A 24,609-nucleotide genomic window follows, 5' to 3' on the forward strand; every position below is an offset into this window, starting at 1 on the left:
TGACCGGCGCGCTCAGGGCCGTTCGCAGGAGCTATCCAGCCCCACCGTGCCCGCCAGCTTCTGCAGGCGCGAGCGGCTTTCCAGGCAGGCCTGGTGCTCGGCCTCGGCCGCCTTCTGCTGCGCCAGGCGCGTGGCCTGGGCGCGCTCGGCCTGCAGCCGGGCCACGCGCTCGCGCAGTTGCGGCATCGCGGCCAGGGCGGCTTTTTCACCCTCGACGATGGCGCTGGCACGCTGGGTGAAGTCCGCCGGGCCCATGTCCAGCACCTGCGGGCGGATGATGACGTCGGCCCGCGCCAGTTCGGCCTGCCCCAGCTTCTGGCCCATGATGGCGATGGACTGGTTCAGCGCGCCCAGCATGTGGCTGGGCGCCTGGCCGCGCGCCTTGCTGGAGATGTCCACCGCCACCACCACGTCGGCGCCCAGTTGCCGCGCCGCGTCCACCGGCACCGGGCTCACGATGCCGCCGTCCACGAAGTGGTACTTGCCGATGGTGACCGGCTGGAACACGCCGGGCACGCTGCTCGACGCCCGCACCGCCTGCCCCGTGTTGCCGCGCGCGAACACGGTGCGCTCGCCGTCCTCCAGCCGCGTGGCCACCGCCACGAAGGGCTTGGCGAGCTGCTCCAGCGGCTTGCGGTGCACCTGCTCGTTCACGTAGTCCTCCAGCTTCTGGCCCAGCACCAGCCCACCGGAAGAAAACTGCAGGTCGCGGATCCTGGCTTCGTCCAGCGCCACGGCCTTTTCCTGCAGCTCGAACGCATTCATGCCGCTGGCATACAGCGCCCCCACCACACTGCCCGCGCTGGTGCCCGCCACCACGGCGGGCGCAAAGCCATTGGCCTCCAGCATCTTGATGACGCCAATGTGCGCAAACCCCTTGGCCGCGCCGCCGCCGAGGGCGACGCCGATCTTGATGGGGGGTGCAGAGGTGGTGCCGGCCGCCGGCTCCGGGGCAGCAGCGGGCGCGCTCGGCGGTGTGCTGCCGCAGGCGGCCAGGGTGGCGACCCAAAGGCAGGCCAGAGTGCGCGGCAGGACGCCAAGGCGAATGCAGGGGGATGGAACAGTCATGGGGGCCTGAAGTTTAGCGGCGGGTAACGGCCTGTTGGTGTCGGTGCACAGCGCAAGATTCCACGACCTGCGCGCTGTCCCCCGGTTTTCTGCTGCACCGGCGGCCCGGCGAACCCGCGGCGGCCCCGCCCGCAGGGCCCACGGCGCCGTTCACGGGGTCGGTCACGCCTTTTTAAAACTTGCAAGAATATTAAATTGCACTCAAATCAAATTGAGTTATAATTTGCGCTGTTGCAGTCATTGCAACTGCCTGCCCAGGGGCGCCAGCCTCTCCCCGCAGGACGCCTTTTGCGATCTTTGTCGCCCAGTGGATCTGTAGAGCTGCAGCCCACTGCGTCCCTTGATGCTCCCGCAGGCCGATCTCAAAGCCCGCGATCCTGAATGTCCCCCATTTCACAGACCGCCATATCCATGGGCCGCTACGTCGTTTCGCCCGCGACACACCCGACCGACTGCGGCCGCTTTCGCGCCTCCTTCTCGGTCCATCGCTCCCAGGGCAACGGCAGCTACTGCCGCGTGTTCCGCTTCGACAAAGCCTTTGCCTCGCGCGAAGCCGCCCGGCTCTTTGCCATCACCCAGGGCTGGCTGCAGACGAGCATGACGCACCCTCCCGTGTGCTGACCCGGTCAGCCCGGCTCCCCTTCATCCCATCCCCTCGCGGCGGCCCCCCCGACCCGCACGCCCGGACCCCAACGGTGCACCCTTCATTGCGCACCATATTTCAGAAAGGCTCTTTCATGAGCAGCAAAATCTACGTGGGCAACCTGCCCTACTCCGTGACCGATTCCAGCCTGGAAAGCAACTTCGCCGAATTTGGCGGCGTGGCCTCCGCCAAGGTCATGATGGACCGCGACACCGGCCGCTCCAAAGGCTTTGGCTTTGTGGAAATGAGCAGCGCCGCAGAAGCCCAGGCTGCCATCAGCGGCCTGAACGGCGTGTCGGTCGATGGCCGCGCCATCGTCGTGAACCTGGCCCGTCCCCGTGAAGACAACCGTGGCTCGGGTGGCTACAGCGCCAACGGCTATGGCGGCAACAAGCGCTCGGATGTGGGCTACGGCTCCGGCGGCTTCGGCGGCGGCCGTTACTGAATCCAGTAGCGTCCATGAAGAACCGGCTCTGAGGAGCCGGTTTTTTTTCGCTCCGCATCCATGGGTTGGCAAAGCCTTATTGCTATCAATACGATAGCTGTTTGCGCTTATTGGTAAAGCGCTGGAGGCCAAAAATAGCCTCAAATATTGGCCGACGAGGGCGCCACCAGCGCCCACAGCCCGCGCCGCAGGCTTGCCCGCATCTCCAGCGAAAAACATCATGCAATTATTAAGCGTTGATGCTATATTCTTTCTGAAGAAGCACAGGAGCCCCTCATGCAACCCCATGTGGCCCCCGCCCCGGACAAAGCCATGGTGCTGGGCAAGGCAACCATCCGTGCCGCCCAGGAGCTGCGCCTCTCCAACGCCGCCCTGGCGCGTGTGATTGGCCTGAGCGAGCCCACCATCAGCCGCATTGCCGGCGGTGCGCGCGGCATCGCCCCGGAATCGAAGGAAGGCCAACTGGCCCTGCTGGTGGTGCGCCTGTTCCGCTCGCTCGATCCGCTGGTCGGCTCCGACGCACAAAAGCGGCACGACTGGCTGCGCAGCCACAACAAGGCGCTCAACGGCACACCCGCCGCACTCATCGAAAACCCCACCGGCCTGGTCAACGCCCTGGCCTACCTGGACGGCATGCGGGCTGCCGCCTGATGGCCGCCACGGTGTGGAACCCCGGCTGGGTGCAAGAGCACACCCAGCCCCTGGCCATGCACGCGTTTCGCATGGTCGAAACACAGCACATCGCCGCCACCATGCGCCTGGTGGACACCGCCGCCGAGCAAGACCTGCTGGAGCAAATGCTGGACGCCAGCAAGCCGCCCCTGCCCCCCGAGGCGCAGGGTATCCACTACCTGCTGGCGGCGCCCTTTCGCTACCTGCCGCCCACGGGCTCGCGCTTTCGCAGCGCGCACATGCCCGGCATCTGGTACGGCGCAGACGACCCCTACTGCGCCTGTGCCGAAATCGCCTACTGGCGCCAGCGCTTTCTGCTCGACAGCGCAGGCCTCATCACCCAGCACCTGCTTACCGACCACTCCCTGTACGAAGCCGCCGTGCAAGGCCGCGCCATCGACCTGCAATCCCCCCCCTGGTCCCAGGCCGAAGCACACTGGCAGCACCCCAGCGACTACACCGAAACCCAGAAACTTGGCGCCCTGGTACGCGAGGCGGGCGACGTGGCGTGGATCCGCTACGCCTCGGTCCGCGCCCCAGGGTATGCGTGTGCCGCCGTCTTCGACCCCCACAGCCTGACCATGCTGACCCCGGAAGGGCGGTACGAGCAATGGCATTGCCACACGACACGCGACCGGGTCACGTTGTCGAACGGGCGGGTGCGGTTTGATTTTTGATGGGTGGGATGCAGACAAGCGCCCACTGGGCACGCGCGGAGCCCGCAAGCGGGGCCTGACCATGCCGACGCCAACCGGCACCAACAACCAAGGCTCAACGATCCTTGTCAGAGTCGAGTACGAACACCATGCCCAAAAAGCCGACGGAGACGGTCTTGTCTTGGACTCTGGTGTAAGACGCCACCCCCAGCGAGTGGTAGTTGCTGACAAAAGCGGTCAATGCCCCGACACCCAAAAGCCCCGCCAATGGACTGCGCTCCGCAATCGATTCCTTGATCTGGCTGCGGTGCCGTTCTGCCGATGGATTGAGGGCGATGGCTGCGACAAAGATGGCGCTCGTTATCACGGCCGCTTTTACTGCTGGTTTCATGAATGCTCCCAAAGCCTGGGTTTCAAAGGGGCCTGGCGAACCGGTGATGGCGATGGAATCGCACCGGGAATCGTGAAGGCCGGTGGGTCGGAGTTGCGCTGCTTACTGAAACACGCACACGCCCAATGACTGACTTTTGGCCCGGTACATGGCGGCGTCTGCGGCGCGCAGGTAATCGTCCACCGTCGCCAGCCGGGATGCGCTGCTGACCAATCCAATACTCGCGCCGCTGATCACGGTGTGTTCGCCGATCACATAAGGCGCTGCGAGGGCGGCGCCAATCTGCTGGGCGCGTTGGCGGGCTTCCGCGGGATCAATGGACTCCAACAGCACATTGAACTCGTCGCCACTCATGCGGGCGACCAGATCCACCGCCCGCACGCAGGATTCGAGCCGCCGCGCCACCAGCTGCAACAGCAGGTCGCCCACATGGTGCCCGTAGCTGTCATTGACGGCCTTGAACCCGTTGAGATCCAGCAGCAGCACGGCGAACATCGTGGCTCCAGCGCGCGCAGGCACGCCATCATCGTTCGCCGCCTCGTTCTGCTGCAGCGCGATGAGTTGCGCCAGGCGATCGCGGAACAACGGCCGGCCCGGCAAGTTGGTCAGCGCATCGTAGGAACTGCCACGCTCTGCCAGATCGCTGAGCGACCCCGCCATGCGCACGGGAACGCCGTCCTCGAACTCGGCGAGCCCGCGCCAATTGACCCACACCAGCCGCCCTGCTCCGTGGAGCGCGCGGAAATCCACCGAAAAGTTCGGGCTGAGCCCCGCCAGGTGCCTGCGGTAGGCCGCCTGCACGCGAGCGCGATCCTCGGGATCGATGAGCCGCTCCAGAAAGCGCCAGCCTCCGTCATGCACAAGATCGGAGCTGCCCAGCCCGACGATCTGGTGAAAACGCCCGGACACATGCAGGGCGTCGGTGCGCAAGTCCCAACACCAGATGCCGTCGTTGGATCCGCGCGTGGCCAGCGAATAACGGTTTTCGGAGCGCAACAGCTCCAGTTCGGTGTTCTTCTGCTGGGTGACGTCGATCATCAGGCCGATCATGCGGTTCGGCCGCCCCGGCTCGACCACCGCGCGGCACAGGTCACGCACCCACACCACCTTGCCGGACTTGGCAATCAGCCTGTAACTCATCTCGTAGGCATGGCTGTGCGTGGCGTTGTAGGCGGCATCGTCGATCAGCAGGGCCTGCTCCAGATCATCGGGATGCACATGCGCCCGCCAAAAGCCCGGGTCAGCCCGCCACTCTTCCACGGAGTAACCGAACAAGCGTTCCACCTGCGGGCTCAGGAAGGTATTGCCCACGCCGATTTCGGCTTCCCACACCACGCCATCGATGGTCTCCAGCAAGCGCAGAAAGCGCTGGCGAATCTCCACCAGCACCTGCTCGGTGACCTCGGTGATCTCGATCAGCACACCCTGGCGGCTGATCACCCGCTCCGCTGCATCCGTCTCTGGGTGAAGCTCCAGCCGCACCCAGCGGTAGTCCGCATCGGCAAACTGCATCCGAAACACCGGCATGCCCGAGCGCATGGTGCCGATGTCGTCGGGATGCACGAATTCAAGCAGGGACCTGCCGAGCGCCGCCTCCACCGAATGGCCGGTGAGCTTCTGCCACGCCGGATTCAGATAAGTGATCTGCCACAGCGCATCGGTTTGCACCACCGCCTCGGGCAGCAGTTGCAGCAGTTTTGCGGACGGCGTCGGGGTGGTGGGCATGCAGGGCTGTCGCAAAAAAGGGGGGGCAGATATATCCAAAGGAAAGGAAAACCAACCACACAAATTAAGTATGGCACGGGTTTCGGGCATATGAGCCCCCCGGCATCGGTGGTTTGGGGCAGCGAAGATGTACAAGCCAGCAGCCCCTCCCTCGCCGCTGACTCACTCACACCACAGCATCGCCCCTCAGAGCGCCACCCTTACCCCCAACCGTCACGATGAGCCCATCAAAGGCTCGGCAGTCTTGATGAGCGAGGCGCGCGCACAAACCAGCTGGTCCGTCAGCTTATGGGCCTTCAGGTACACCTGCCGGGGCCACGCCCATGCCGTGATCACGAATAAAATCCGCCTCCAGCGCTTTCCAGTAAAGCGCTACCAGCTATCAATTTAGGAGTGATTGCGTCGCGGCGCCGCGAACGGGAGCCGCCCGAGTCAGCCCCACCATGCCCCGGCGGCCCCGCAGGCCAGCACCACCGCCCAGGGCGGCACGCGCCCCCACACCAGCGCCGCAAACGCGGCCAGGGCGAGGGCCGCGTCGGCGGGGCTGTGCAGGGCGCTGCGGCCCACCGGGTCGATGAGTGCGGCCAGCAGCAGGCCGACGACGGCGGCGTTCACCCCCGCCAGCACGCCGCGCGCCCCGGGCCGCTGGCGCAGGCGCGCCCACAGCGGCAAGGCGCCCGCCACCAGCAGGGCGGCCGGCAGGAAGATGGCCAGCAGGCACACCAGGGCCAGGCCGGCGCCCGCCCAGCCCGGCGCCATGGCCGCGCCCAGAAAGGCCGCAAAGGTGAACAGCGGCCCCGGCACCGCCTGCGCCGCGCCGTACCCGGCGAGAAAGGCGTCGGCCGGGACCCAGCCCGGCGCCACCACGGCCGATTGCAGCAGCGGCAGCACCACATGCCCGCCGCCGAACACCAGCGCGCCCGCGCGGTAGAAGGCGTCGAACGCCGCCAGCACCCTGCCCGGCCAGGCCAGCAGCACCAGGGGCAGCACGGCCAGCAAGGCGGCGCACAGCCCCAGCAGCACGCCGCCGGTGCGTGCCGTGAGCCCCGGGGGCAGGTGCCAGTCCTCGGGCGGGCTGCTGGCCGCGCCGGGGCCGCGCCGCCCCCAGGCCCACTTGCCGAGCAGGGCTGCGCCGCCCATGGCGGCCAACTGCCCGGCCACGCCGGGCTGCCACAGCGTGAGCGCGCAGGCCGCCGCCATCAGCGCCGCACGGCCGGGCGTGGCGCACAGGCTGCGCGCCATGCCCCACACCGCCTGGGCCACCACGGCCACCGCCACGATCTTCAGGCCCCGGGCCAGGCCGGCGTCGAACCAGCCGCCTGCCGCCGCCGACGAAAACCCCAGCCCCAGCAAGGCCAGGGCCAGCGCCGAGGGCAACGTGAAGCCCAGCCACGCGGCCAGCGCGCCGCCCCAGCCCGCGCGCATCAGCCCCAGTGCCAGGCCCACCTGGCTGCTGGCCGGGCCGGGCAGGAACTGGCACAGCGCCACCAGGTCGGCATAGCTGTGCTCGCTGAGCCAGCGGCGCCGCTGCACGAATTCCGCACGGAAGTAGCCCAGGTGCGCCACCGGCCCGCCGAACGAGGTCAGGCCCAGGCGCAGGAAGACCGCCAGCACCTGGCACCAGGGGGTGGCGGAGCGGGGGGCGGCGGACACAGGGTGCATGGGGGCGGCAGGCAAACCCGTGCACTGTGCCATAGCGGCGCACGCCGCGCAGGCAGCGCCTTCTACAATCGCCGCTGCCACTGCTGCCGCAGCAGGCGCCCGTTCACCACCCCCAGGAATTGCAGTCATGGCCAGAATCCTCGAAACCCGCTACGAAAGCCAGGCCGACGCCAAGGTGTTCGAGGTGCCCTACGAGAGCCAGGCCGACCTGTGCTGGCACGAGGTGCCCTACGCCTCCCAGGCCCAGGGCGATGCGCTCTGGCACTTCGTGCAGTACGAGCAGCAGGCGAGCTTCAAGCTGCAGTGGGTGAAGTACGAGTCGCAGGCCGACCTCAAGGTCCACAAGGTCAAGTACGCCGAGCAGGCCGGCTGGCGCACGGCAAACCACAAGCTGCGCGGCCAGTTGGGGTGAGCGCAGCCGCCTTGCGCGCGCCCCGGCGGGCCGGGCCGCAGCGCGCTGCGGCCACCCGCATTTGCTATATTTTCAGGAGCTTCTTGCGCTTTCTCCATAAGCCCTAGAGGCCTTTTTCTTTCAAAAAATGTCCACCCCCACCCCCCTTCCCTGCCCCGATCCTGCGGACGGCCCGCCCCGCCCCCAGGGGCCGGCCGATCTGTTCTGGTCCTTCACCTGGTTGGCGCTGCAGGGCTTTGGCGGCGTGGTGGCCATCGTGCAGCGTGAGCTGGTCGAGAAAAAGCGCTGGATGACGAATGCGGAGTTCCTGGAGGACTGGGCCGTGGCGCAGGTGATGCCGGGGCCCAACGTGGTCAACCTCTCGCTCATGATCGGCGACCGCTATTTCGGCCTGCGCGGCGCCCTGGCGGCGCTGGCGGGCATGCTGGCGCTGCCCATGCTGCTGGCGCTGGCGGCAACGCTGGCCTACACGCACTGGGCCGCGCACCCGGCCATGGCAGGCGCCTTGCGCGGCATGGGCGCCGTGGCTGCGGGGCTGATCGGCGGCATGGCGCTCAAGCTGGCGGCGGCGCTGCGCACCCATGTGCTGGGGCCCTGGTGGTGCACCGTGCTGGCCCTGGCCACGCTGGCGGCCGTGGCCTGGTGGCGCGCGCCTCTGTACGCCGTGCTGCTGGTGCTGGGCGGCGCGGCCTGCGTATTCACCTGGCGCAGGCTGGCGCCATGACGCACGCCATCGCGCTGCAGCCGCTGGACTGGCTGCACCTGTTCCTGTACTACCTGTCGATCTCGCTGCTGGCCGTGGGCGGCGCCATTGCCACCGCGCCGGACATGCACCGCTACCTCGTGGACCAGCAGGGCTGGCTCACCGACCCGCAGTTCAACGCCAGCATTGCCATCGCCCAGGCGGCCCCCGGGCCGAATGTGCTGTTCATCGCGCTGCTGGGCTGGCATGTGGGCACCAATGCGGGCGGCCCGGGCCCGGCGGGCTGGGCCTGGGGCCTGCTGGGCGCGCTGGTGTGCATGGTGGGCATCATGCTGCCCAGCACCACGCTGACCTGGCTGGCCACGCGCTGGGCGCACCGCAACCGCGAGCGCCGTGCGGTGCGCGCCTTCAAGCAGGGCATGGCGCCGGTGGTCATCGGCCTGCTGCTGGCGGCCACCTGGGTGCTGGGCCGCGCCCAGGGCAACCCCGCCACCGACGCCCGCCTGTGGCTGCTCTCCGCCGCCGTGGCCGTGCTGGTGTGGCGCACGCGCCTGCACCTGCTGTGGCTGCTGGGCCTGGGCGCCGTGCTGGGCATGCTCGGCTGGGTGTGACGGCGCGCTTGATCTAGCGCAGAAAACCGCGCATTTGGCACCCAGGGCCGGGTGCGGGCCGTATGCTGCGCTCCACACGCCATCAGTCACCAATGGCGCGGGAGACAAGCCGATGGATGGACAGGCAACGATTCTCGCGGTGGACGACTGTGCCGAAAACCTGCACATTCTCTCCGCCGCCCTGAAAGCGCAGTACAAGGTCAAGGTGGCCTTGAACGGCAAGCGGGCCCTGGAACTGGCCCTGGCCGCGCCGCAGCCCGACCTGATCCTGCTGGACGTGATGATGCCGGACATGGACGGCTACGAGGTGTGCACCGCGCTCAAGCGCGACCCGCAGACCGCGGCCATCCCGGTGCTGTTCCTGTCCTCGCGCGACGAGGAGCAGGACGAGGCCATGGGCCTCTCGCTGGGGGCGATCGACTACATCGTCAAGCCCATCCGCCCCTCCATCGTGCAGGCGCGGGTGCGCAACCACATCGAGCTCAAGCGCACGCGCGACATGCTCGAGCGGCTGACCACGCAGGACCACCTCACCGGCATCAGCAACCGGCGGCGGCTGGACGACTATCTCGGCGTCGAATGGAGCCGCGCCCAGCGCGAGCAGCAGCCCATTTCGCTGATCGCCATCGACATCGACCACTTCAAGGCCTACAACGACCACTACGGCCACCCCGGCGGGGACCAGTGCCTGGCCGAGGTGGCCCGCACCCTGGCGGCCTGCGTGACACGGCCCTCGGACCTCGTTGCGCGCTGCGGCGGCGAGGAGTTCGCCTGCGTGCTGCCCGCCACCCCGAGCGCCGGTGCGACCACCCTGGCCGAGCAGATGCGCCAGGGCGTGCTCGAGCGCATGCTGGAGCACGCGCGCTCGGACACGCACCCCCTCGTCACCATCAGCCTGGGCGTGGCCACCGTGGTACCCCGGTGCGGCGAGGCGCCGCAGGCGCTGGTCGACCTGGCCGACGCCGCGCTCTACGAGGCCAAGAGCGGCGGGCGCAACCGCTTCATGCTCAAGACCCGCTGAGCGCCGCGCTCTGGCGCACCAGGCCGAGCGCGGCCTCGAAGTCAAACCCCTCCATGGCCGCGGCAATGGCCGTGTGGTGTTCCGGGCAGGCCTGGCCCAGCAGGCCGGGGTGCGCCGCCAGCAGGTCCAGGCAGCCGCTGTCACCGTCGGCCAGCAAGGCCTGGAGCTGCGCGGCGAAGGCCGCCACGTCCGCCGGCGGCGCCGCCCCCGGTACGGGCTGGGCGGGTGCCTGCGCCTCGTGGCCCTGCCATGCGCTCAGGGATTCGATCACCGGCGCCAGCGCCGCCTGCACCTGCTGTAGCGCCGCGTCGATCTGCGCCGCGGGGGCCTGCTCGCGGCAGGCGCGCTCCAGCCCGGCCGCGGCGGCCTGCACGGCGCGCGCGCCTATGCTCCCTGCCACGGACTTGAGGGTGTGCGCGAGCCGCTCGGGCGCTGTGGCGTCGGCCGCGCCCTGGCTCGCGCGGAAGGCGGCGGCAAAGTCCCGCTGCCCCGCCAGGAAGCGCCCCAGCAGGGAGCGGTAGAGCCCGGCGTCGTGCATGGCCGTGGCCAGGCCTGCGTCCAGGTCGATTCCGGGCGCCTGCGGCCATTCCTGCACTGCTGCGGGCGGGGCGCTGCCCGCGCCGGCAGCGGGCGCGTTTGCCGCCCCACGGCCCGCGCCCACCCAGCGGGCGATGGTGCTGAACATCAAGCCCACGTCCAGCGGCTTGACGATGTAGTCGTTCATGCCCATGGCCAGGGCGCGCTCGCGGTCCCCCGCCATGGCGTTGGCCGACATGGCGATGATGGGCAGGGCCCCCAGCCCGGGATGCGCGCGGATGCGGCGCGTGGCCTCGTAGCCATCCATCACGGGCATCTGGCAGTCCATGAGCACGGCGTCGAAGTCCTGCGGCCGCTCTTGCAGCAGGGTCAAGGCCTGCAGGCCGTTGGTGGCCAGGTGCACCTGCGCGCCGGCGCGGCGCAGCAGCTCCATGGCCAGCTCCTGGTTGAGTTCGTTGTCCTCGACCAGCAGCAAGCGCACGCCCTCGAGCCGGGGCATGGCCTGCCGGCCTTCCTGCGTGCCGGTGGCGGGGCCATGGGCCGGGCTGTGGGCGCCGCCGGGGCCGTTCATGGCCGCGGCAATGGCGCCGAGCAACTGGCTCGACAGGATCGGCTTGGTGAGCACGGATTGCAGGACCACGCCCTGGCGCCCGGCCGCATCCAGCGCCTCCTCCCGGCCGAAGGCGGTGACCATGATGCTCGCGGGCGCCTTCAGCAGATTGCGCGCATGCAGCAGGCGCAGGGTCTCTATGCCGTCCAGCCCGGGCATCTTCCAGTCGATGAGCACCAGGTCATAGGGCTGGCGGGACTCCTCGGCCTGGGCCACGCATGCCAGGGCCGCATGCCCCGTGGCGGCGGTATCGGCCTGCAGGCCCAGGCTGCGGGCCAGGTCCGCGGTGATTTCGCGCGCGCTGTCGTTGTCGTCCACGACCAGCACGCGCATGCCCCGCAGGCGCTCGGGCGGGAACGGACGCGCGCCCTCTTCCTGGGCTTGCAGGCCCAGGCGCACGGTGAAATGGAACTCCGAGCCCACGCCGGCCTCGCTTTGCACCCAGATCTGGCCCCCCATGCGCTCGACCAGGGCGGCCGAGATCGCCAGGCCCAGTCCGGTGCCGCCATAGCGGCGCGTGGTCGAGCTGTCGGCCTGGGTGAAAGGCTCGAACAGGCGTGCGCACTGCGACGCGGTCATGCCGATGCCGGTGTCGCGCACCCAGAAATGCAGCTCGACGTGCGAGGCGCTGCGCGCGCTCTCCTCCACGCCGATGACGATTTCTCCGCGCTCGGTGAACTTGACCGCGTTGTTCCCCAGGTTCACCAGCACCTGGCCCAGGCGCAGCGGGTCGCCCAGCAGCGCGGTGGGAATGCCCTCCGGCACGCAGAACAGCAGCTCCAGGTTCTTGTCCTCGCAGCGCAGGCCGATCAGGCTGGAGAGGTTCTCCAGCACCTCGCCGAGCTGGAAGGGGGTCTGCTCGATCACCAGCTTGCCCGCCTCGATCTTGGAGAAGTCGAGGATGTCGTTGATGATGCCCAGCAGCCCCACGGCCGAGCGGTGCACCTTCTCCACGTAGTTGCGCTGGCGCGCGTCCAGCGCGGTCTGCAGCGCCAGGTGCGCCATGCCGATGATGGCGTTCATCGGCGTGCGGATCTCGTGGCTCATGTTGGCCAGGAAGTCGCTCTTGGCCTGGGCGGCTTCCTCGGCCGCGCGCCGGGCCTGCGCCATGGCGCGTTCGGCGGCCTTGCGCTCGGCAATGTCCTCGAACACCCAGATGGTCACGTGCTGGTGCTGCGTGGAGTGGATGGCCCGGCCCGATACCTGGGCGACGAAGGTGCCGCCGTCCTTGCGGGCAAAGTCCCATTCCACGTTCACATCGCGGCCCGCGGCCAGCATCGGCCCCACCAGGGCGCCGAAGCGCGCGTAGTGCTCGGGCGAGGGGTAGATGACGCTGCCCGGCTGGCCGATGAGCTCGTCGGCGCGGTAGCCCAGGTACTCGACGATGCGCTGGTTGACCCGCAGGATGACGCCGTCGGCGGTGTAGATGATGCCGTTGGGCGCGTTGTCGAAAATCATCTGCTGCTCGGCCAGCAGGTGGCGGTTGTGGGTTTCGCTGGCACGCAGGCTGGCCTCGGCCGCCTTTTGCTCGGTGATGTCCTGGTTGATGCCCACCAGGCGGCGCGGGCAGCCGTCGCTGCCGCGCAGGGCGGCGTGGCCGATGTCCAGGATCCAGCGCCAGCTGCCGTCGGCGCAGCGCATGCGGAAGGTGGCGGTGTAGTCCGGCGCCTCGTTGCGCAGGAAGCGCTGCAGGCGCGCGAAGACCTGCGGAGCATCGTCGGGGTGGAGCAAGGACTCCCAGCACGCCATGTGGCTCGGATGGCCCGCCAGCAGGCTTTGCTTGTCGTAGCCCAGCATCGCGGCCCAGATGTCGTTGACCGCCACGTCCACGATCTCGTGCCGGTCGTCGATGGTGCAGTCGTACATGCCCAGATTGGCGCCGCGCAGCGCCAGGGCCAGGCGCTCCTCGCTGCGCGCGACGAGTTGCTCGGCCTGCTGGCGTTCGGTGATGTCGTACAGCCAGGACACCAGGTAGCGGCCATCGGAAAAGTCCAGCAGGATGGAGGACAGCAGCAAGGTGACCGGCGTGCCGTCGGTGCGCACGAAGTCGGCCTGGTAGCCCTTGACGGCGCCTTCGCGGCGCAGGCGCTCCATGAAGGCCTCCCGGTCCGCCGGGTTGCGCCAGGACTTGCTGGCCGGGTGCGTGGCAATGTCCTCGGGGTGCACGCCGAGAATCTCGCCGTGCTGGCGGTTGGCGAAGACGATCTGCCCGTCCTCGGTGCCGATGATCACCCCCACGGGGCTGTTCTCCAGGATGCGGCGCAGCCGGGCCTCGTTCTCCTGGCGCTCGCGCTCGAGCTTCTTGCGCTCGGCAATGTCCTCGTACACCCAGACCGCCGAGCGCTCGAAACCCGGGATGTTGATGCCCTGGCCCGACACCATGGCCTCGAACACCGAGCCGTCGGCGCGCGCGAAGTCCCACTCGATGTGCACCTGCCGGCCCGCGCTCAGCAAAGGGGCCACGGTGGCCGCGAAGGCCTGGTAGCTGGCGCCGTCGCGGAACATGCGCTGCGCCACGGGCTGGCCGACCAGGTCGGCGGCGGCCAGGCCCATGCTGTGGCACAGGCGCCGGTTGACCCGCAGGATGATGCCGTCCGCCGTGAAGCACATGCCGTTGGGCGCGTTGTCGAAGATGACCTGCTGCTCCTCCAGGAGCTTGCGGATCTCCGCCTGCTGGCGCTCGATCTCCAGGCGCGCGCGGCGCTTGTCCGAGACATCGTCCACCGTGAAGCGCAGCAGGATGCGACCGCCGCAGTCGAAGGCCATGAGGTTGACCTCGGCGTCGAAGATCTCGCCATTGGCCCGGCGCGCGCGCCACAGGAAGTTGGCGATGCCGTGCTCGACGATGGAGCGCGTGATCTCCTCGCCCGCCGTCTGCGTGTCGGTGCCGTCGTACTGCGTGGGGGCGGAAAAATCCAGCGGCATGCGGCCCAGCACCTGGGCGCGGCTCTCGAAGCCGTAGATGCGCACGGCCGCCTGGTTGCAATCGACGATGCCTATGGCCGGGTCGATGATGACGATGGGCACGGGCGAGTCCTGGTACACCCGCTTGTTGTAGGCCGCGCTGTGTTCGAGCGTGGCCTGGGCCTGCTGCAGGGCTTGGTCCTTGGCGGCCAGTACGCTGCGCAGGGTGGCGTTCTCCTGCTGCAGTTGCTGCAGGGCCCGCTCCAGCGTTGCGTGCGATCGCTCCATGGCACCTCCATTGGCGCCCTGCGGCTGCGCCACAAGGGGGGCGCGATGCAGCGTGCGGCGTCATGCTGCGCACGAGTATTGGCAGCCGCCGCCGGGGGCGTCAACCGGCAAAAGGCCCGCAGCCGGGGCGATGCAGCGCCTGTTTGAGCTAGCGCAAGGGCCCGGTGCTCAGGACGCGCGGCGCAGCCCGGCCACCTGCTGGCCCAGGGCGTGCAGGTGGCGCTTGAGCGCCTCGATGCCCAGCGTGCCGTGCGCCTGCACCATCACGCCGTTGGGCAGCAGCAGGGCGAGCTCGGCGCTGCTGCCGTCCTTGCGGTAGGTCTCCTTGACGGCGACATCGCCTTGCCGGTAGATGCGCTCGACCTCGTCGGCGTTTTCGCTTTCCGCCGTGGATTGCGCCCAGGCGGCCATGGTCAGGCGCAGGGCGGGGGCGGCACCGATGTCCTGGATCTGGATCTCCACTTCCTTGCCGTCCTGCTCATACTGCGCGCTGGCGTGGGTGAACTGCATGCCCATGGCACTGTCGGAACGCGCCTCCACGCTGGTGCGCGGCAAGCCCGCAAAGCGCTCGGGAATGGCGCCGCGCAATTGCTGCGGTGTCAGGGCAGCGCCGCCCTGGCCGCCCAGCGCCGTGCCCAGGGCCTCGGTGGCCGCCTGCAGGGCCGCCTGGCTGTCATCCTGGGCCTGGGCCTGCTCCATCTTGCGCGTGGCCTGCTCCAGACGGCTGGTGTCGATCTGGATGTCGGTGCCCGGCAGCTTGACGCTCACCGCGTCCGCGCCGCCCAGGCCGGCGACGCCGCCGCCCAGGCCGCGCGCACCCGGCGTGACCAGCGAAGTGGCCAGGCCCACCAGCAGGCCCGCCAGAATGCCGCAGACCACCAGGGCCGCCGTGTAGCCCACGGCCTTCTCCTGCGGGGCCTTCATCAGCACGGGAATGCCGGTGTAAATCAGATACACCGAGTACAGGGCGGCGACCAGGCCCAGCATGGCCAGCGAGGGCAGCAGGCTGAACACCCCGCCCAGCATGCCCGCCGTGCTGGCGTAGGCCACGAGCTTGAAGGCGCTGCCCATGTCCGCATGGCCGGCAAAGCGCGGGGCCAGCATGTTGGCGATCAGGGCCAGCACGTACACCATGGCCAGCGACAGCACATAGCCCACCACCATGCTGACCAGGCCTTGCACCACCGGCACGCGCACGGAAATGCCAAAGGCCCCGACACCGATCAGGCTGTAGCCGATGAAGCCGGCCACGGCCGGAATGGCGGCGAGGAACACCAGGTAGTCCCTGTAGATGGACGCCGGACTGCCGTCTTCCGCGTCGATCTGCATCCAGGTCTCGCGCGGGCGCAGCAGTATGTCGGTCAAGCGCTGCACGAGGGCCTTGCGCTGGCGTGCATCAAGCGATGGGGTTTGCATGAACCATGACTCCTTTTTTCGTAGGGGGTTGGGGGGCGCTCAATGCGCAGGCGCCGAGTGGAGCACGGATGGTGCCCCACAGCACCCGCGTGCCGCAGGCCTGGCGCGGCGTTCTGCCGCAAAAGTCACGCTTTCGCGCGTTGATTGTGCCGCCGCGGGGCCGTCCCCGCCGCTTTGCCGGCCCCGTTCAGGCTGCCGGGGCGAGCAGCAGCGGCAGCACGGCGGCGGCCGTGCCGCGCAGTACGGCATGGGCCACGCCGTCGAGTTCGCTCGCCTGGGGGTTGACGATGGCCACCCGCGCCCCGCCGGCGCGCGCCAGGTGCGCCAGGCCGGCCGCCGGGTAGACCGCCCCCGCCGTGCCCACCACCAGCATCAGTTGGCAGGTGCGTGCGGCCTGCTGCGCCGCATCGAGCACGGGCAGAGGCAGGGCCTCGCCAAACCACACCACGCCAGGCCGCAGCAGGTTGCCGCAGCGCGGGCAATGGGGCGGCTCGCCCGCCTCCACGGTGTCGGGGTGGCAGCAGGGCCGCGGCGGGTCGAGGAAGCGGTCGGCCATCAGGTCGCCGTGCAGGCACAGCACGCCGGGGCTGCCGGCGCGCTGGTGCAGGCCATCGACGTTCTGGGTGATGAGCGTGAGGCGCCCCGGGTGCTGCCGTGCATAGGCGGCCAGGGCGTGGTGGCCGGCGTTGGGCTGCACGCCCTGCAGCATCGCGCGCCGGTGCTGGTACCAGCGCCAGACCAGCGCGGGCTGGGCGCGAAAGCCCTGCTCCGTGGCCATGTCCTCGGGGCGGTAGCGCGCCCAGAACCCGGTCTGCGCATCGCGGAAGGTGGGCACGCCCGATTCGGCGCTCACGCCCGCGCCCGTGAGCACGGCCACCTGGCGGGCGGCGGCCAGCCACTGGCGCACCGTCTCCAGCAGCGGGGCGTCAGGCGTCATGCCAGGGCGCGCCCCGCGTCACTGGCGCTGGCGCAGCGCCTCGTACAGGCACACGCCGCTGGCGACGGAGACGTTCAGGCTCTCGACCGCGCCCTGCATGGGGATGCCCACGAGCTCATCGCAGGTCTTGCGCGTGAGCTGGCGCATGCCCGGCCCTTCGGCGCCCAGCACCAGGGCCACGGGGCCCTTGAGGTCGGCCTGGTAGAGGGTGCGCGGGGCGTCGTCGCTGGTGCCTATGACCCAGATGTTGCGCTCCTTGAGTTCGCCCAGGGTGCGCGCCAGGTTGGTGACCATGAAGTAGGGCACGGTCTCGGCGGCGCCGCTGGCGACCTTGGCCACGGTGGCGTTGATGCCGCAGGCATGGTCCTTGGGGGCGATCACGGCGTGCGCGCCCGCGCCGTCGGCCACGCGCAGGCAGGCGCCCAGGTTGTGCGGGTCGGTCACGCCGTCGAGCACGAGCAGCAGCGGCGCCTGGCCCTCGGCCTCCAGCCGGTCGAGCAGGTCGTCCAGCGAGGCCGCCTGCTCCACGGGGTGCACGCGCGCGGCCACGCCCTGGTGGCCATGGCTGCCCGAGAGCTTGGCGATGCGCAGGCCGTCGGCCTCGATGAGGCGCACGCCCGCTTCTTTGGCGCGCTCCAGGAACTGGCGCATGCGCTGGTCGCGGCGCGTGGGCTCGTAGTAGATCTCGATGATGGATTGCGGCGCGGTCTTGAGGCGCACCCCCACGGCGTGAAAGCCGAACAGGACTTTGGGACTGGACATCGCGTGATTATCCGTTGCGCCCATTTGCTCTGTTTTTCATAGCTACTAGCGCTTGCATTCATTGGCCTAGAGGCCAAAATCACTCATTATTTGCAATGTGCCCCGCCTCGATGGTGATGCGCCGCTGGCAGCGCTGGGCAATGGCGCGGTCGTGCGTGACCAGCACCAGCGTGGTGCCCTGCTCGCGGTTGAGCGCGAACATCAGCTCCATGATGGTCTCGCCCGTCGCATAGTCCAGGCTGCCCGTGGGTTCGTCGGCCAGCAGCACGGCGGGCTGCACGACGAAGGCACGCGCCAGGGCCACGCGCTGCTGCTCGCCGCCCGACAGCAGCTTGGGGTAATGCCCCAGGCGCTGGCCCAGGCCCACGCGCAGGAGCATGTCGGCGGCGCGCGCGCGCGCATCGCGCTGGCCCGCCAGCTCCAGCGGCAGCATGACGTTCTCCAGCGCCGTGAGGTTGCCCATGAGCTGGAAGCTCTGGAACACGAAGCCAATCTTCTGCGCACGCAGGGCGGCGCGTGCGTCCTCGTCCAGGGCGAACAGGTCCTGCCCCCCGAGCACCACCGTGCCGCGCGTGGGCGTGTCCAGCCCGGCGATGATGGACAGCAGCGTGCTCTTGCCCGAGCCGGAGGCGCCCACGATGGCCACGGTTTCCCTGGGTGCCAGGCGGAAATCGATGTCGCGCAGAATGTCGAGCGTGCCCGTCGAATCGGTCACGGATTTGAAGACATGGTCCACGGCGATGATGGGCGGCAGCGAGGTATCAGACATGAAAGGTGCAGGTGCGTGATGACAGAGGGCGTTCGGCGTGACTTTATCCTGCGGCTGGCCGGCGGGCTGCTGGCGGGCTTTTGCGGGCCTGCGCCCTGGGCCGCCGGGCGCAGGAAGGAGCAGCGCATCCTGGTGCTGGGCGACTCGCTGAGCGCCGAGTACGGCCTGGCGCGCGGCACGGGCTGGGTGGCCCTGCTGGAGGCGCGCCTGCAGCGCGAGAAGATCGCAGCCACCGTGGTCAACGCCAGCGTGAGCGGCGACACCACGGCCGGCGGGCGCTCGCGCCTGCCCGCCCTGCTCGCCCAGCACCGGCCCACGGTGGTCGTGATCGAGCTGGGCGGCAACGACGCACTGCGCGGCCTGCCGCTGAAGAACACCGAGGACAACCTCACCGCCATGGCGGCAGCGGCGCGCAAGGCGGGCGCGCAGGTGCTGCTGGTGGGCATGCAGGTGCCGCCCAACTACGGCACGGACTACGCCCGGCGCTTTGCCGCCACGTTTGCCTCCGTCGCCCAGGCGCAGCACAGCGCGCTGGTGCCCTTTCTGCTCGAAGGCGTGGCCAATGCGCCCGACGCGGCGGCGCTGTTCCAGAGCGACCGCATCCACCCCAACAGCCAGGCGCATCCGCGCATGCTGGAGAACGTCTGGGCCGTGCTCAAGGGGCTGCTGTAGCGGACGGCCCGCCCTGCACGGCCGAGCGGTAGGCGTGCCAGCTCGCATGGCCCAGCAGCGGCCCCACGAGCACCAGGCCCGCGCCCCAGGCCCACAGCGAGGCCAGCACCAGCAGCGCGATCAAGGCGCCCCACAGCAGCATCACGCCCGTGTTGTCCAGCACCACGCGCATGCTGGTGATGGCGGCGGTGAGGGCGTCGGTGTCGCGGTCCAGGATCATGGGGATGGAGACCACCGTGGTGGAGAACACCAGCGCCGCAAACACGCCGCCCACCAGCAGGTAGACGGCGACGAACTCCCAGTTCTGCGGGCTCAGCAGCGCGTCCAGCACCCCCGTGGTCGAGGGCAGGCCGGTGTTGAAGAACACCGCGAACACCACCAGCGACGCCCGCCCCCAGAGCAGCTCCAGCAGCACCAGCACCAGCACCAGCAGCCCCATGCTGCCCAGGTGGCGGTCCCAGCAGGTGATGGACTGGCCCAGCTCCGGCGCCAGCCCGGCCTCGCGGCGGCGGCTGGTGTCGTACAGGCCCATGGCCAGGAAAGGCCCGAGCAGCAGGCAGCCGCTGGCCAGCGACATCACGTACTCCGGCCGCGTGCGGAACACCCAGCCCAGCACCCAGGCCATGGCCCAGAACCACAGGCCGTAGAACAGCGCTATGCCGGGGGCCGCGCGCAGGTCGCCCCAGCCGCGCGCCAGCCAACGCCAGGGATCGGCCCAGCGCAAGGGCTGCAAAACAATCGAAAAAGGCGTGCTCTCGGTCGGTGACGTGGTGTTCATGGCGCAGCACAGAGTGGATCGAAGGGCTGAACCACTGTATGCGCCGCCCCGGGTTCTTGATGGCTGTCAAATGCAAACCCGAGTGTTTCGCTCTGTCATGGAGCGCCGCGGGCAGCGCCCGCGCCGCCCCTGCTGCGCCGCCGCATGCCTCAGGCGCCGCCGAAAGCCTGGTGCAGGGCCTGCTGCAGGTCGGCGCGCAAATCGTCCACGCCCTCCAGGCCGATGGAAAAGCGCACCACATGGCCTGGGCGCAGGTGGGCAGGCACCTGGCGGCGCATGCTGGCGATCTCGTAGGGCACGACCAGGCTCATGGGCCCGCCCCAGCTGTAGCCGATGCGAAACAGCCGCAGGCTGTCGCAGAAGCGGTCCACCTGCGCCTGGGAGCAGGCCGCGTCGAACACCACGCTGAACAGGCCGGCCGCCGCGCCCTCGCCGTCCCGGGCCGCGCCGCACAGCGCCTGCCAGTGCGCGTGGCCGGGCGCGCCTTCCAGGGCCGGGTGCAGCACCTGCACCACCGGGGCCTGCTGCTGCATCCAGTGCGCCAGGGTGCGCGCGGCGCGGTCGTGCGCGGCGTAGCGCAGGGCCATGCTGGGCAGCGCGCGCAGCACGGCCTCGGCGTCGTTGGCGCCCACGCCCAGGCCCAGGTGCATGTGCGCGTTCTGGATGCGCAGGTGCAGCGCCGCGTCGCGCGTGACGATGCTGCCCATGAGCACGTCGCCGCCGCCGCTGGGGTACTTGGTGAGCGCATGGGCCGAGACGTCCACGCCCAGGCTGCCGTCGCCCAGCAGGTCGAAGGGCGCGAAGGCCAGGCCGGCGCCCCAGGTGTTGTCCAGCGCTGCGGTCACGCCGCGCGCGCGGCAGATGCGCACCAGCTCCGGCAGGTCGGGGAACTCCAGCGTCACCGAGCCCGGTGCCTCCAGCCACACCAGGCGCGTGGCGGGCGTGATGGCCGCGGCGAGGCTGGCCGGGTCCATGGCGTCATAGAACGCATGGCGCACGCCGTACTGCGCCAGCAGCCCCGCGGCCATGGCCTTGTTGGGCCCGTAGGCGTTGTCGGGGATCAGCACCTCGCCGCCCTGGCGCAGCAGGGCCAGGGCCACCGTGGCCAGCGCGGCCAGCCCGCTGGGCACGAGCACGCAGTGCCGGCCGCCTTCGAGGGCGCACAGGCGCTCTTCGAGGGTGAACGTGGTGGGCGTGCCGTGCAGGCCATAGGTGTAGCCGCTCTTGTCCTTCCATTCGCGCCGGCGCATGGCGGCCACGTCCGGGAAGATGACCGTGGAGGCCTTGTGGATGCCCGGCATGGGGGCCTCGAAGCCTGCCGGGGGCTGGTAGCCGTGGTGGATCAGGCGCGTGGCCATGTTCGGGGTCGGGGTGGTGTCTTGCATGGCGGAATCGTAACGGCAACGGCGATGGGCAGACATGCGCCAGCGCCGCCGCCTTCATCGCCGCACGGGCTTGGCTTGGCTGCAGGTACACTTTGCAGCGATCACCTGCGAACCTTTCGTGGCATCCACCGCACCCCCCCCTCTCGTCGACCTGCGCGATCTGCGCCTGGAAACCGCCTGCGCCCTGGCCGGGCAGGCGGGCAGCGCCATTCCGCCGCCCGGCATGGCGCCCGCGCCCTTCCTGCAAGGACTGATCGACCGCCTGTGCGACCTCTCGCTCAAGGACCCGCTGACCGGCCTGGCCAACCGGCGCCACTTCCAGGCCGTGCTGGACGCCGAGATCGACCGCGTGGCGCGCTCGGGCGAGGCGGCGCTGCTGCTCATGCTGGACATCGACCGTTTCAAGCAGGTCAACGACACCCATGGCCATGTGGCCGGCGACCGGGTGCTGCAGTCCGTGGCGCGCACCCTGGCGCAGTGCGTGCGCCCCATGGACACGCTGGCACGCTATGGCGGCGAGGAGTTCGCCATCATCATGCCCGCCTGCCAGGCCGCGTTCGGCAAAGCCGTGGCCGAGCGCATCCGCCGTGCCGTGGCCGAAGCGCCCGTGCAGATCGCCCCGGGCACCTGGCTGGAGGTGTCCATCAGCATCGGCGGCGCCTATGCCATGCAGTGGATCCGCTCCTCACCCGTCCTCTGGACAGACCGTGCCGACCACCAGCTCTACCTGGCCAAGGCCGCAGGCCGCAACCGCGTGTGCATCGAACCGCAGCCCGACAGCACCGTCAGTGCCGAGGAAAAGGGCATGCTGTTCGAGCCGCTCTATACCCCCTCGGACTGGGGCGCCCTGGGCGCCATGAACCACTCCGGCAACGCCCCCTGAAGGCAGCAAGATGAGCCCCGCGTCGCCATCCTCCATTCCTTCCCCCACCGTCGCCCCGGCCGGTGCGCCCAAGGGCGCCCGCATCATTGCCATCACCAGCGGCAAGGGCGGCGTGGGCAAGACTTTCGTCTCGGCCAACCTGGCCGCGGCCCTGACCCGGCGCGGCCTGCGCGTGCTCGTGCTCGACGCCGACCTGGGCCTGGCCAACCTCGACGTGGTGCTCAACCTCTACCCCAAGACCACGCTGCATGACGTGTTCACCGGCAAGTCCGCGCTCGACGAGGCCGTGATCGAGGCGCCCGGCGGTTTCTCGGTGCTGCTCGCCGGCTCGGGCATGGTCGAGTACTCGCGCCTCACGCCCGAGGTGCGCACCCAGTTCCTCAACGTGATCCAGACCCTGGCGCCGCGCTTCGACGTGATCCTGCTCGACACCGGCGCGGGCATTTCGGACGTGGTGCTGTTCTCCGTCTCGCTGGCCTCCGAGGTGATCATCGTGGCCACGCCCGAGCCCACCTCGCTGACCGACGCCTACGCCGCCATCAAGGTGCTGGCCATGCAGCAAAAGCGCCGGCATGTGCGCATGGTGATCAACCAGACCCTGCGCCCCGGCGACGGGCGCGCCATCACCGGGCAGTTGCAGCAGGTGCTCGAGCGCTTCGTCGCCACCGACAGCGGCCGGCCCCTGCGGCTCATCCACATGGGCGACATCCCCGCCGACCCCTCGGTGCGCGAGGCCGTGATGCGCCGCCAGTTGCTGCTGCTGCAGGTGCCGGGCTGCCCGGCGGCGCTGGCCATAGGGCAACTGGCGGGCAAGGTCGAGGAGACCATGCTGGCCCGCCCGGCCTGAAGCGCCCTCAGGCGTGCAGGTCGAACACCAGCACCTCGGCGTCCGCGCCGCCCTCGAGCACCAGCCGGTCCTCCTGCACGAGCAGCGCGGCGTCCGCGCCCGCCAGCGCCTGACCGTTGACCTGCAGGCGCCCGCGCACCAGGTGCACGTAGTACTTGCGCTGCGGGTCCAGCTCCAGCGTGGCCGACTCCCCCGCCGTGAACAGCCCGGCATAGAGCGCCGCATCGGCATGCAGGCGCACGGAGCCATGCGCGCCATCGCGTGACGCCACCAGGCACAGGCGCCCGCGCTTGTCGGCGTCGGCAAACATCTTCTGCTCGTAGCCGGGCGCGATGCCCTGGTGCTCGGGCAGGATCCAGATCTGCAGGAAATGCGTGGCCTCGCCCGGTGCATGGTTGAACTCGCTGTGCATCACGCCCGTGCCGGCGCTCATGCGCTGCACTTCGCCGGGCCGGATGACGGAGGCATGGCCCATGCTGTCCTTGTGCGCCAGCTCGCCCGCCAGCACGTAGCTTACGATTTCCATGTCGCGGTGGCCGTGCGTGCCAAACCCCGTGCCGGGCGCGATGCGGTCCTCGTTGATGACCCGCAGATTGCCGAAGCCCATGTGGCGCGGATCGTAGTAGCCGGCAAAGGAAAAACTGTGGTGGGACTGCAGCCAGCCGTGGTCGGCGTAGCCGCGGTCCGAGGATTTGCGAATGGTCAGCACGGTGCGCGCTCCTTGTTGCGGTCGATGGACACACTGTAGGCCGCGGTGCGCGCCCCATGGGGCGAAAGGCTTGATGGAATAATTCAAAACATCTGAATGAGCAGGCCTGCACCATGCAAAACATTCGCGATGTCTTGACCCCCGAGAACCTCTCCATGCTGCAAGCCATCGCCCAGGCCGGCAGTTTTGCCGCGGCGGCGCGCCAACTGGGCGTGGTGCCCAGTGCGCTGACCTACCGCGTGCGCCAGATCGAGGATGCGCTGGACGTGCTGCTGTTCGACCGCAGCGCGCGCCAGGCGCGGCCCACCGCGGCGGGCGCCGAGCTGCTGCGCGAGGGCGCGCGCCTGCTCGACGAAGTGGACGCCGTGGCCCACCGCGTGCGCCGCGTGGCCACGGGCTGGGAGCCGCAGCTCACCCTGTCGGTCGATGGCGTGATCTCCCCGCACACGCTGTTCGAACTCGTGGAAGCCTTTTACGCGCAGTCCCCGCCCACGCGCCTCAAGCTGGTGGACGGTATCCTGAGCGGCACCCTCGAAGCGCTCGCCTCGGGGCGCGCCGACCTGGCCCTGGGCGTATCGGCAGCGGGCTCCGGCGTGGCCGGGCTGCAGCAAGGCCTGCTGGGCGATCTGCTGTTCATCTACGTCGTGGCGCCGCACCACCCCCTGGCGCAGGCGCCCGAACCCATCACCGACGCCACGCTGCAGGCGCACCGCGCCGTGGCCGTGGCCGACTCGGCCCTGCGCGGCGGCCTGACCATGGGCCTGCTGGGCGGACAGGACGTGCTCACCGTGGCCAGCATGCAGGCCAAGGTGCAGGCCCAGTTGCGCGGCCTGGGCGGCGGCTTTCTGCCCGAACCCATGGTGCGCCCCTACCTGGAGGCCGGCCACCTGGTCGCGCGCCGCGTGGCGCGCCCGGAGCGCAGCATCCGCATGCACTACGCCTGGGGCGGGCCGGGCTTCGCGGCACCGGGCCGGGCGCTGCAGTGGTGGCTGGAACAGTTGCAAAGCCCGGTCACGCGCCGCGCGCTGTTGGAAAACCACCACCATTTCTGACCTGCCGGGCGTGTAGAGTGGACCCATTGCGCAACCCGCCCCCGCAGCCCA

24 protein-coding genes are annotated in these 24,609 nt (G+C 69.7%); 12 read left to right on the forward strand and 12 right to left on the reverse strand.

All coding sequences use genetic code 11. From position 1 onward, the window contains the following. Positions 1-12: 12 nt before the first annotated feature. Positions 13-1,047, reverse strand: coding sequence for a patatin-like phospholipase family protein (locus CGR01S_RS05360; protein ID WP_042423525.1), 1,035 nt, complete (start codon positions 1,045-1,047; stop codon positions 13-15). A 402-nt stretch (positions 1,048-1,449) separates the two neighbouring features. Here CGR01S_RS05360 and CGR01S_RS05365 point away from each other — a divergent pair, with 402 nt between their 5' ends. The 4 genes from CGR01S_RS05365 (at position 1,450) to CGR01S_RS05380 (ending at position 3,505) form a co-directional block, all read left to right on the forward strand. After that, positions 1,450-1,689 carry a hypothetical protein gene (locus CGR01S_RS05365; protein ID WP_439644729.1) on the forward strand — a complete coding sequence of 80 codons (240 nt, stop codon included), beginning with the start codon at positions 1,450-1,452 and terminating at the stop codon, positions 1,687-1,689. A gap of 116 nt (positions 1,690-1,805) precedes the next feature. Further along, the gene (gene rbp / locus CGR01S_RS05370) at positions 1,806-2,156 is read left to right on the forward strand and encodes an RNA-binding regulator (protein WP_042423283.1); all 351 of its coding nucleotides are present in this window, start codon (positions 1,806-1,808) and stop codon (positions 2,154-2,156) included. A 276-nt stretch (positions 2,157-2,432) separates the two neighbouring features. After that, positions 2,433-2,807 carry an antitoxin Xre/MbcA/ParS toxin-binding domain-containing protein gene (locus CGR01S_RS05375; RefSeq protein ID WP_042423286.1) on the forward strand — a complete coding sequence of 125 codons (375 nt, stop codon included), beginning with the start codon at positions 2,433-2,435 and terminating at the stop codon, positions 2,805-2,807. Continuing rightward, positions 2,807-3,505 (forward strand): RES family NAD+ phosphorylase, encoded by a 699-nt coding sequence (locus tag CGR01S_RS05380; protein ID WP_042423289.1) that lies wholly within the window; start codon positions 2,807-2,809, stop codon positions 3,503-3,505. The genes CGR01S_RS05375 and CGR01S_RS05380 overlap by 1 nt, the downstream gene beginning before the upstream one ends. 94 nt (positions 3,506-3,599) lie before the next feature. On the opposite strand, the gene CGR01S_RS05385 is transcribed toward CGR01S_RS05380, so the two are convergent. The 3 genes from CGR01S_RS05385 to chrA all read right to left on the reverse strand — a co-directional run bounded on the left by CGR01S_RS05385 (position 3,600) and on the right by chrA (position 7,262). Further along, positions 3,600-3,875 (reverse strand): hypothetical protein, encoded by a 276-nt coding sequence (locus CGR01S_RS05385; RefSeq protein ID WP_042423294.1) that lies wholly within the window; start codon positions 3,873-3,875, stop codon positions 3,600-3,602. 102 nt (positions 3,876-3,977) lie between these two features. After that, positions 3,978-5,600: a sensor domain-containing diguanylate cyclase gene (locus tag CGR01S_RS05390; RefSeq protein ID WP_042423296.1), complete on the reverse strand. Its 1,623-nt coding sequence runs from the start codon at positions 5,598-5,600 to the stop codon at positions 3,978-3,980. 432 nt (positions 5,601-6,032) lie between these two features. Further along, a complete protein-coding gene (gene chrA / locus CGR01S_RS05395; RefSeq protein WP_042423299.1) occupies positions 6,033-7,262 on the reverse strand; it encodes a chromate efflux transporter in 1,230 nt (409 codons plus the stop codon). 127 nt (positions 7,263-7,389) lie between these two features. Here chrA and CGR01S_RS05400 point away from each other — a divergent pair, with 127 nt between their 5' ends. From CGR01S_RS05400 to CGR01S_RS05415, 4 genes are all read left to right on the forward strand, one after another. After that, positions 7,390-7,674 carry a 7(1) septoil knot domain-containing protein gene (locus CGR01S_RS05400; protein ID WP_042423302.1) on the forward strand — a complete coding sequence of 95 codons (285 nt, stop codon included), beginning with the start codon at positions 7,390-7,392 and terminating at the stop codon, positions 7,672-7,674. A 127-nt stretch (positions 7,675-7,801) separates the two neighbouring features. Further along, positions 7,802-8,398, forward strand: a complete 597-nt coding sequence (locus CGR01S_RS05405) for a chromate transporter (RefSeq protein WP_042423305.1) — start codon at positions 7,802-7,804, stop codon at positions 8,396-8,398. Next, positions 8,395-8,988, forward strand: coding sequence for a chromate transporter (locus CGR01S_RS05410; protein ID WP_042423308.1), 594 nt, complete (start codon positions 8,395-8,397; stop codon positions 8,986-8,988). The genes CGR01S_RS05405 and CGR01S_RS05410 overlap by 4 nt, the downstream gene beginning before the upstream one ends. Positions 8,989-9,100: 112 nt before the next feature. Continuing rightward, positions 9,101-10,009, forward strand: a complete 909-nt coding sequence (locus tag CGR01S_RS05415) for a diguanylate cyclase domain-containing protein (RefSeq protein ID WP_042423310.1) — start codon at positions 9,101-9,103, stop codon at positions 10,007-10,009. Here CGR01S_RS05415 and CGR01S_RS16125 read toward each other — a convergent pair. From CGR01S_RS16125 to CGR01S_RS05440, 5 genes are all read right to left on the reverse strand, one after another. Beyond that, a complete protein-coding gene (locus CGR01S_RS16125; protein WP_052382502.1) occupies positions 9,996-14,348 on the reverse strand; it encodes a PAS domain S-box protein in 4,353 nt (1,450 codons plus the stop codon). The two genes, CGR01S_RS05415 and CGR01S_RS16125, sit on opposite strands and share 14 nt — an antisense overlap. A gap of 168 nt (positions 14,349-14,516) precedes the next feature. Continuing rightward, positions 14,517-15,764, reverse strand: a complete 1,248-nt coding sequence (locus CGR01S_RS16945; RefSeq protein WP_042423313.1) for a Yip1 family protein — start codon at positions 15,762-15,764, stop codon at positions 14,517-14,519. A gap of 187 nt (positions 15,765-15,951) precedes the next feature. Then, positions 15,952-16,701: an SIR2 family NAD-dependent protein deacylase gene (locus CGR01S_RS05430; protein ID WP_042423316.1), complete on the reverse strand. Its 750-nt coding sequence runs from the start codon at positions 16,699-16,701 to the stop codon at positions 15,952-15,954. Positions 16,702-16,719: 18 nt separating this feature from the next. Further along, positions 16,720-17,463, reverse strand: coding sequence for a 23S rRNA (guanosine(2251)-2'-O)-methyltransferase RlmB (gene rlmB / locus CGR01S_RS05435; RefSeq protein WP_042423320.1), 744 nt, complete (start codon positions 17,461-17,463; stop codon positions 16,720-16,722). Between the two features lie 79 nt (positions 17,464-17,542). After that, on the reverse strand, positions 17,543-18,232 hold the full coding sequence (locus CGR01S_RS05440) for an ABC transporter ATP-binding protein (RefSeq protein ID WP_042423322.1): 690 nt from the start codon (positions 18,230-18,232) through the stop codon (positions 17,543-17,545). Positions 18,233-18,250: 18 nt separating this feature from the next. On the opposite strand from CGR01S_RS05440, the gene CGR01S_RS05445 reads away from it, so the two are divergent. Continuing rightward, positions 18,251-18,904, forward strand: a complete 654-nt coding sequence (locus CGR01S_RS05445) for an arylesterase (RefSeq protein WP_042423326.1) — start codon at positions 18,251-18,253, stop codon at positions 18,902-18,904. Here CGR01S_RS05445 and CGR01S_RS05450 read toward each other — a convergent pair. Together CGR01S_RS05450 and CGR01S_RS05455 are read right to left on the reverse strand one after the other, a co-directional pair. Further along, positions 18,888-19,682, reverse strand: coding sequence for a DUF2189 domain-containing protein (locus CGR01S_RS05450; protein WP_042423330.1), 795 nt, complete (start codon positions 19,680-19,682; stop codon positions 18,888-18,890). The two genes, CGR01S_RS05445 and CGR01S_RS05450, sit on opposite strands and share 17 nt — an antisense overlap. A gap of 149 nt (positions 19,683-19,831) precedes the next feature. Then, on the reverse strand, positions 19,832-21,067 hold the full coding sequence (locus CGR01S_RS05455) for a PLP-dependent transferase (RefSeq protein ID WP_042423331.1): 1,236 nt from the start codon (positions 21,065-21,067) through the stop codon (positions 19,832-19,834). 118 nt (positions 21,068-21,185) lie between these two features. Between CGR01S_RS05455 and CGR01S_RS05460 the strand changes: the two genes are divergently transcribed. Continuing rightward, the gene (locus tag CGR01S_RS05460; protein ID WP_042423529.1) at positions 21,186-21,950 is read left to right on the forward strand and encodes a GGDEF domain-containing protein; all 765 of its coding nucleotides are present in this window, start codon (positions 21,186-21,188) and stop codon (positions 21,948-21,950) included. A gap of 10 nt (positions 21,951-21,960) precedes the next feature. Then, entirely contained in the window at positions 21,961-22,797 is an 837-nt protein-coding gene (locus CGR01S_RS05465; protein ID WP_042423334.1) for a MinD/ParA family protein, read from the forward strand. A gap of 7 nt (positions 22,798-22,804) precedes the next feature. On the opposite strand, the gene CGR01S_RS05470 is transcribed toward CGR01S_RS05465, so the two are convergent. Continuing rightward, complete coding sequence (locus CGR01S_RS05470; protein WP_042423337.1) at positions 22,805-23,506, reverse strand: pirin family protein; 702 nt, start codon at positions 23,504-23,506, stop codon at positions 22,805-22,807. Positions 23,507-23,619: 113 nt separating this feature from the next. Here CGR01S_RS05470 and CGR01S_RS05475 point away from each other — a divergent pair, with 113 nt between their 5' ends. Further along, positions 23,620-24,558 carry a LysR family transcriptional regulator gene (locus CGR01S_RS05475; RefSeq protein ID WP_042423339.1) on the forward strand — a complete coding sequence of 313 codons (939 nt, stop codon included), beginning with the start codon at positions 23,620-23,622 and terminating at the stop codon, positions 24,556-24,558. Positions 24,559-24,609: the final 51 nt, after the last annotated feature.

Source organism: Comamonas granuli NBRC 101663 (assembly GCF_000739995.1).
Classification (GTDB): domain Bacteria; phylum Pseudomonadota; class Gammaproteobacteria; order Burkholderiales; family Burkholderiaceae_C; genus Simplicispira; species Simplicispira granuli.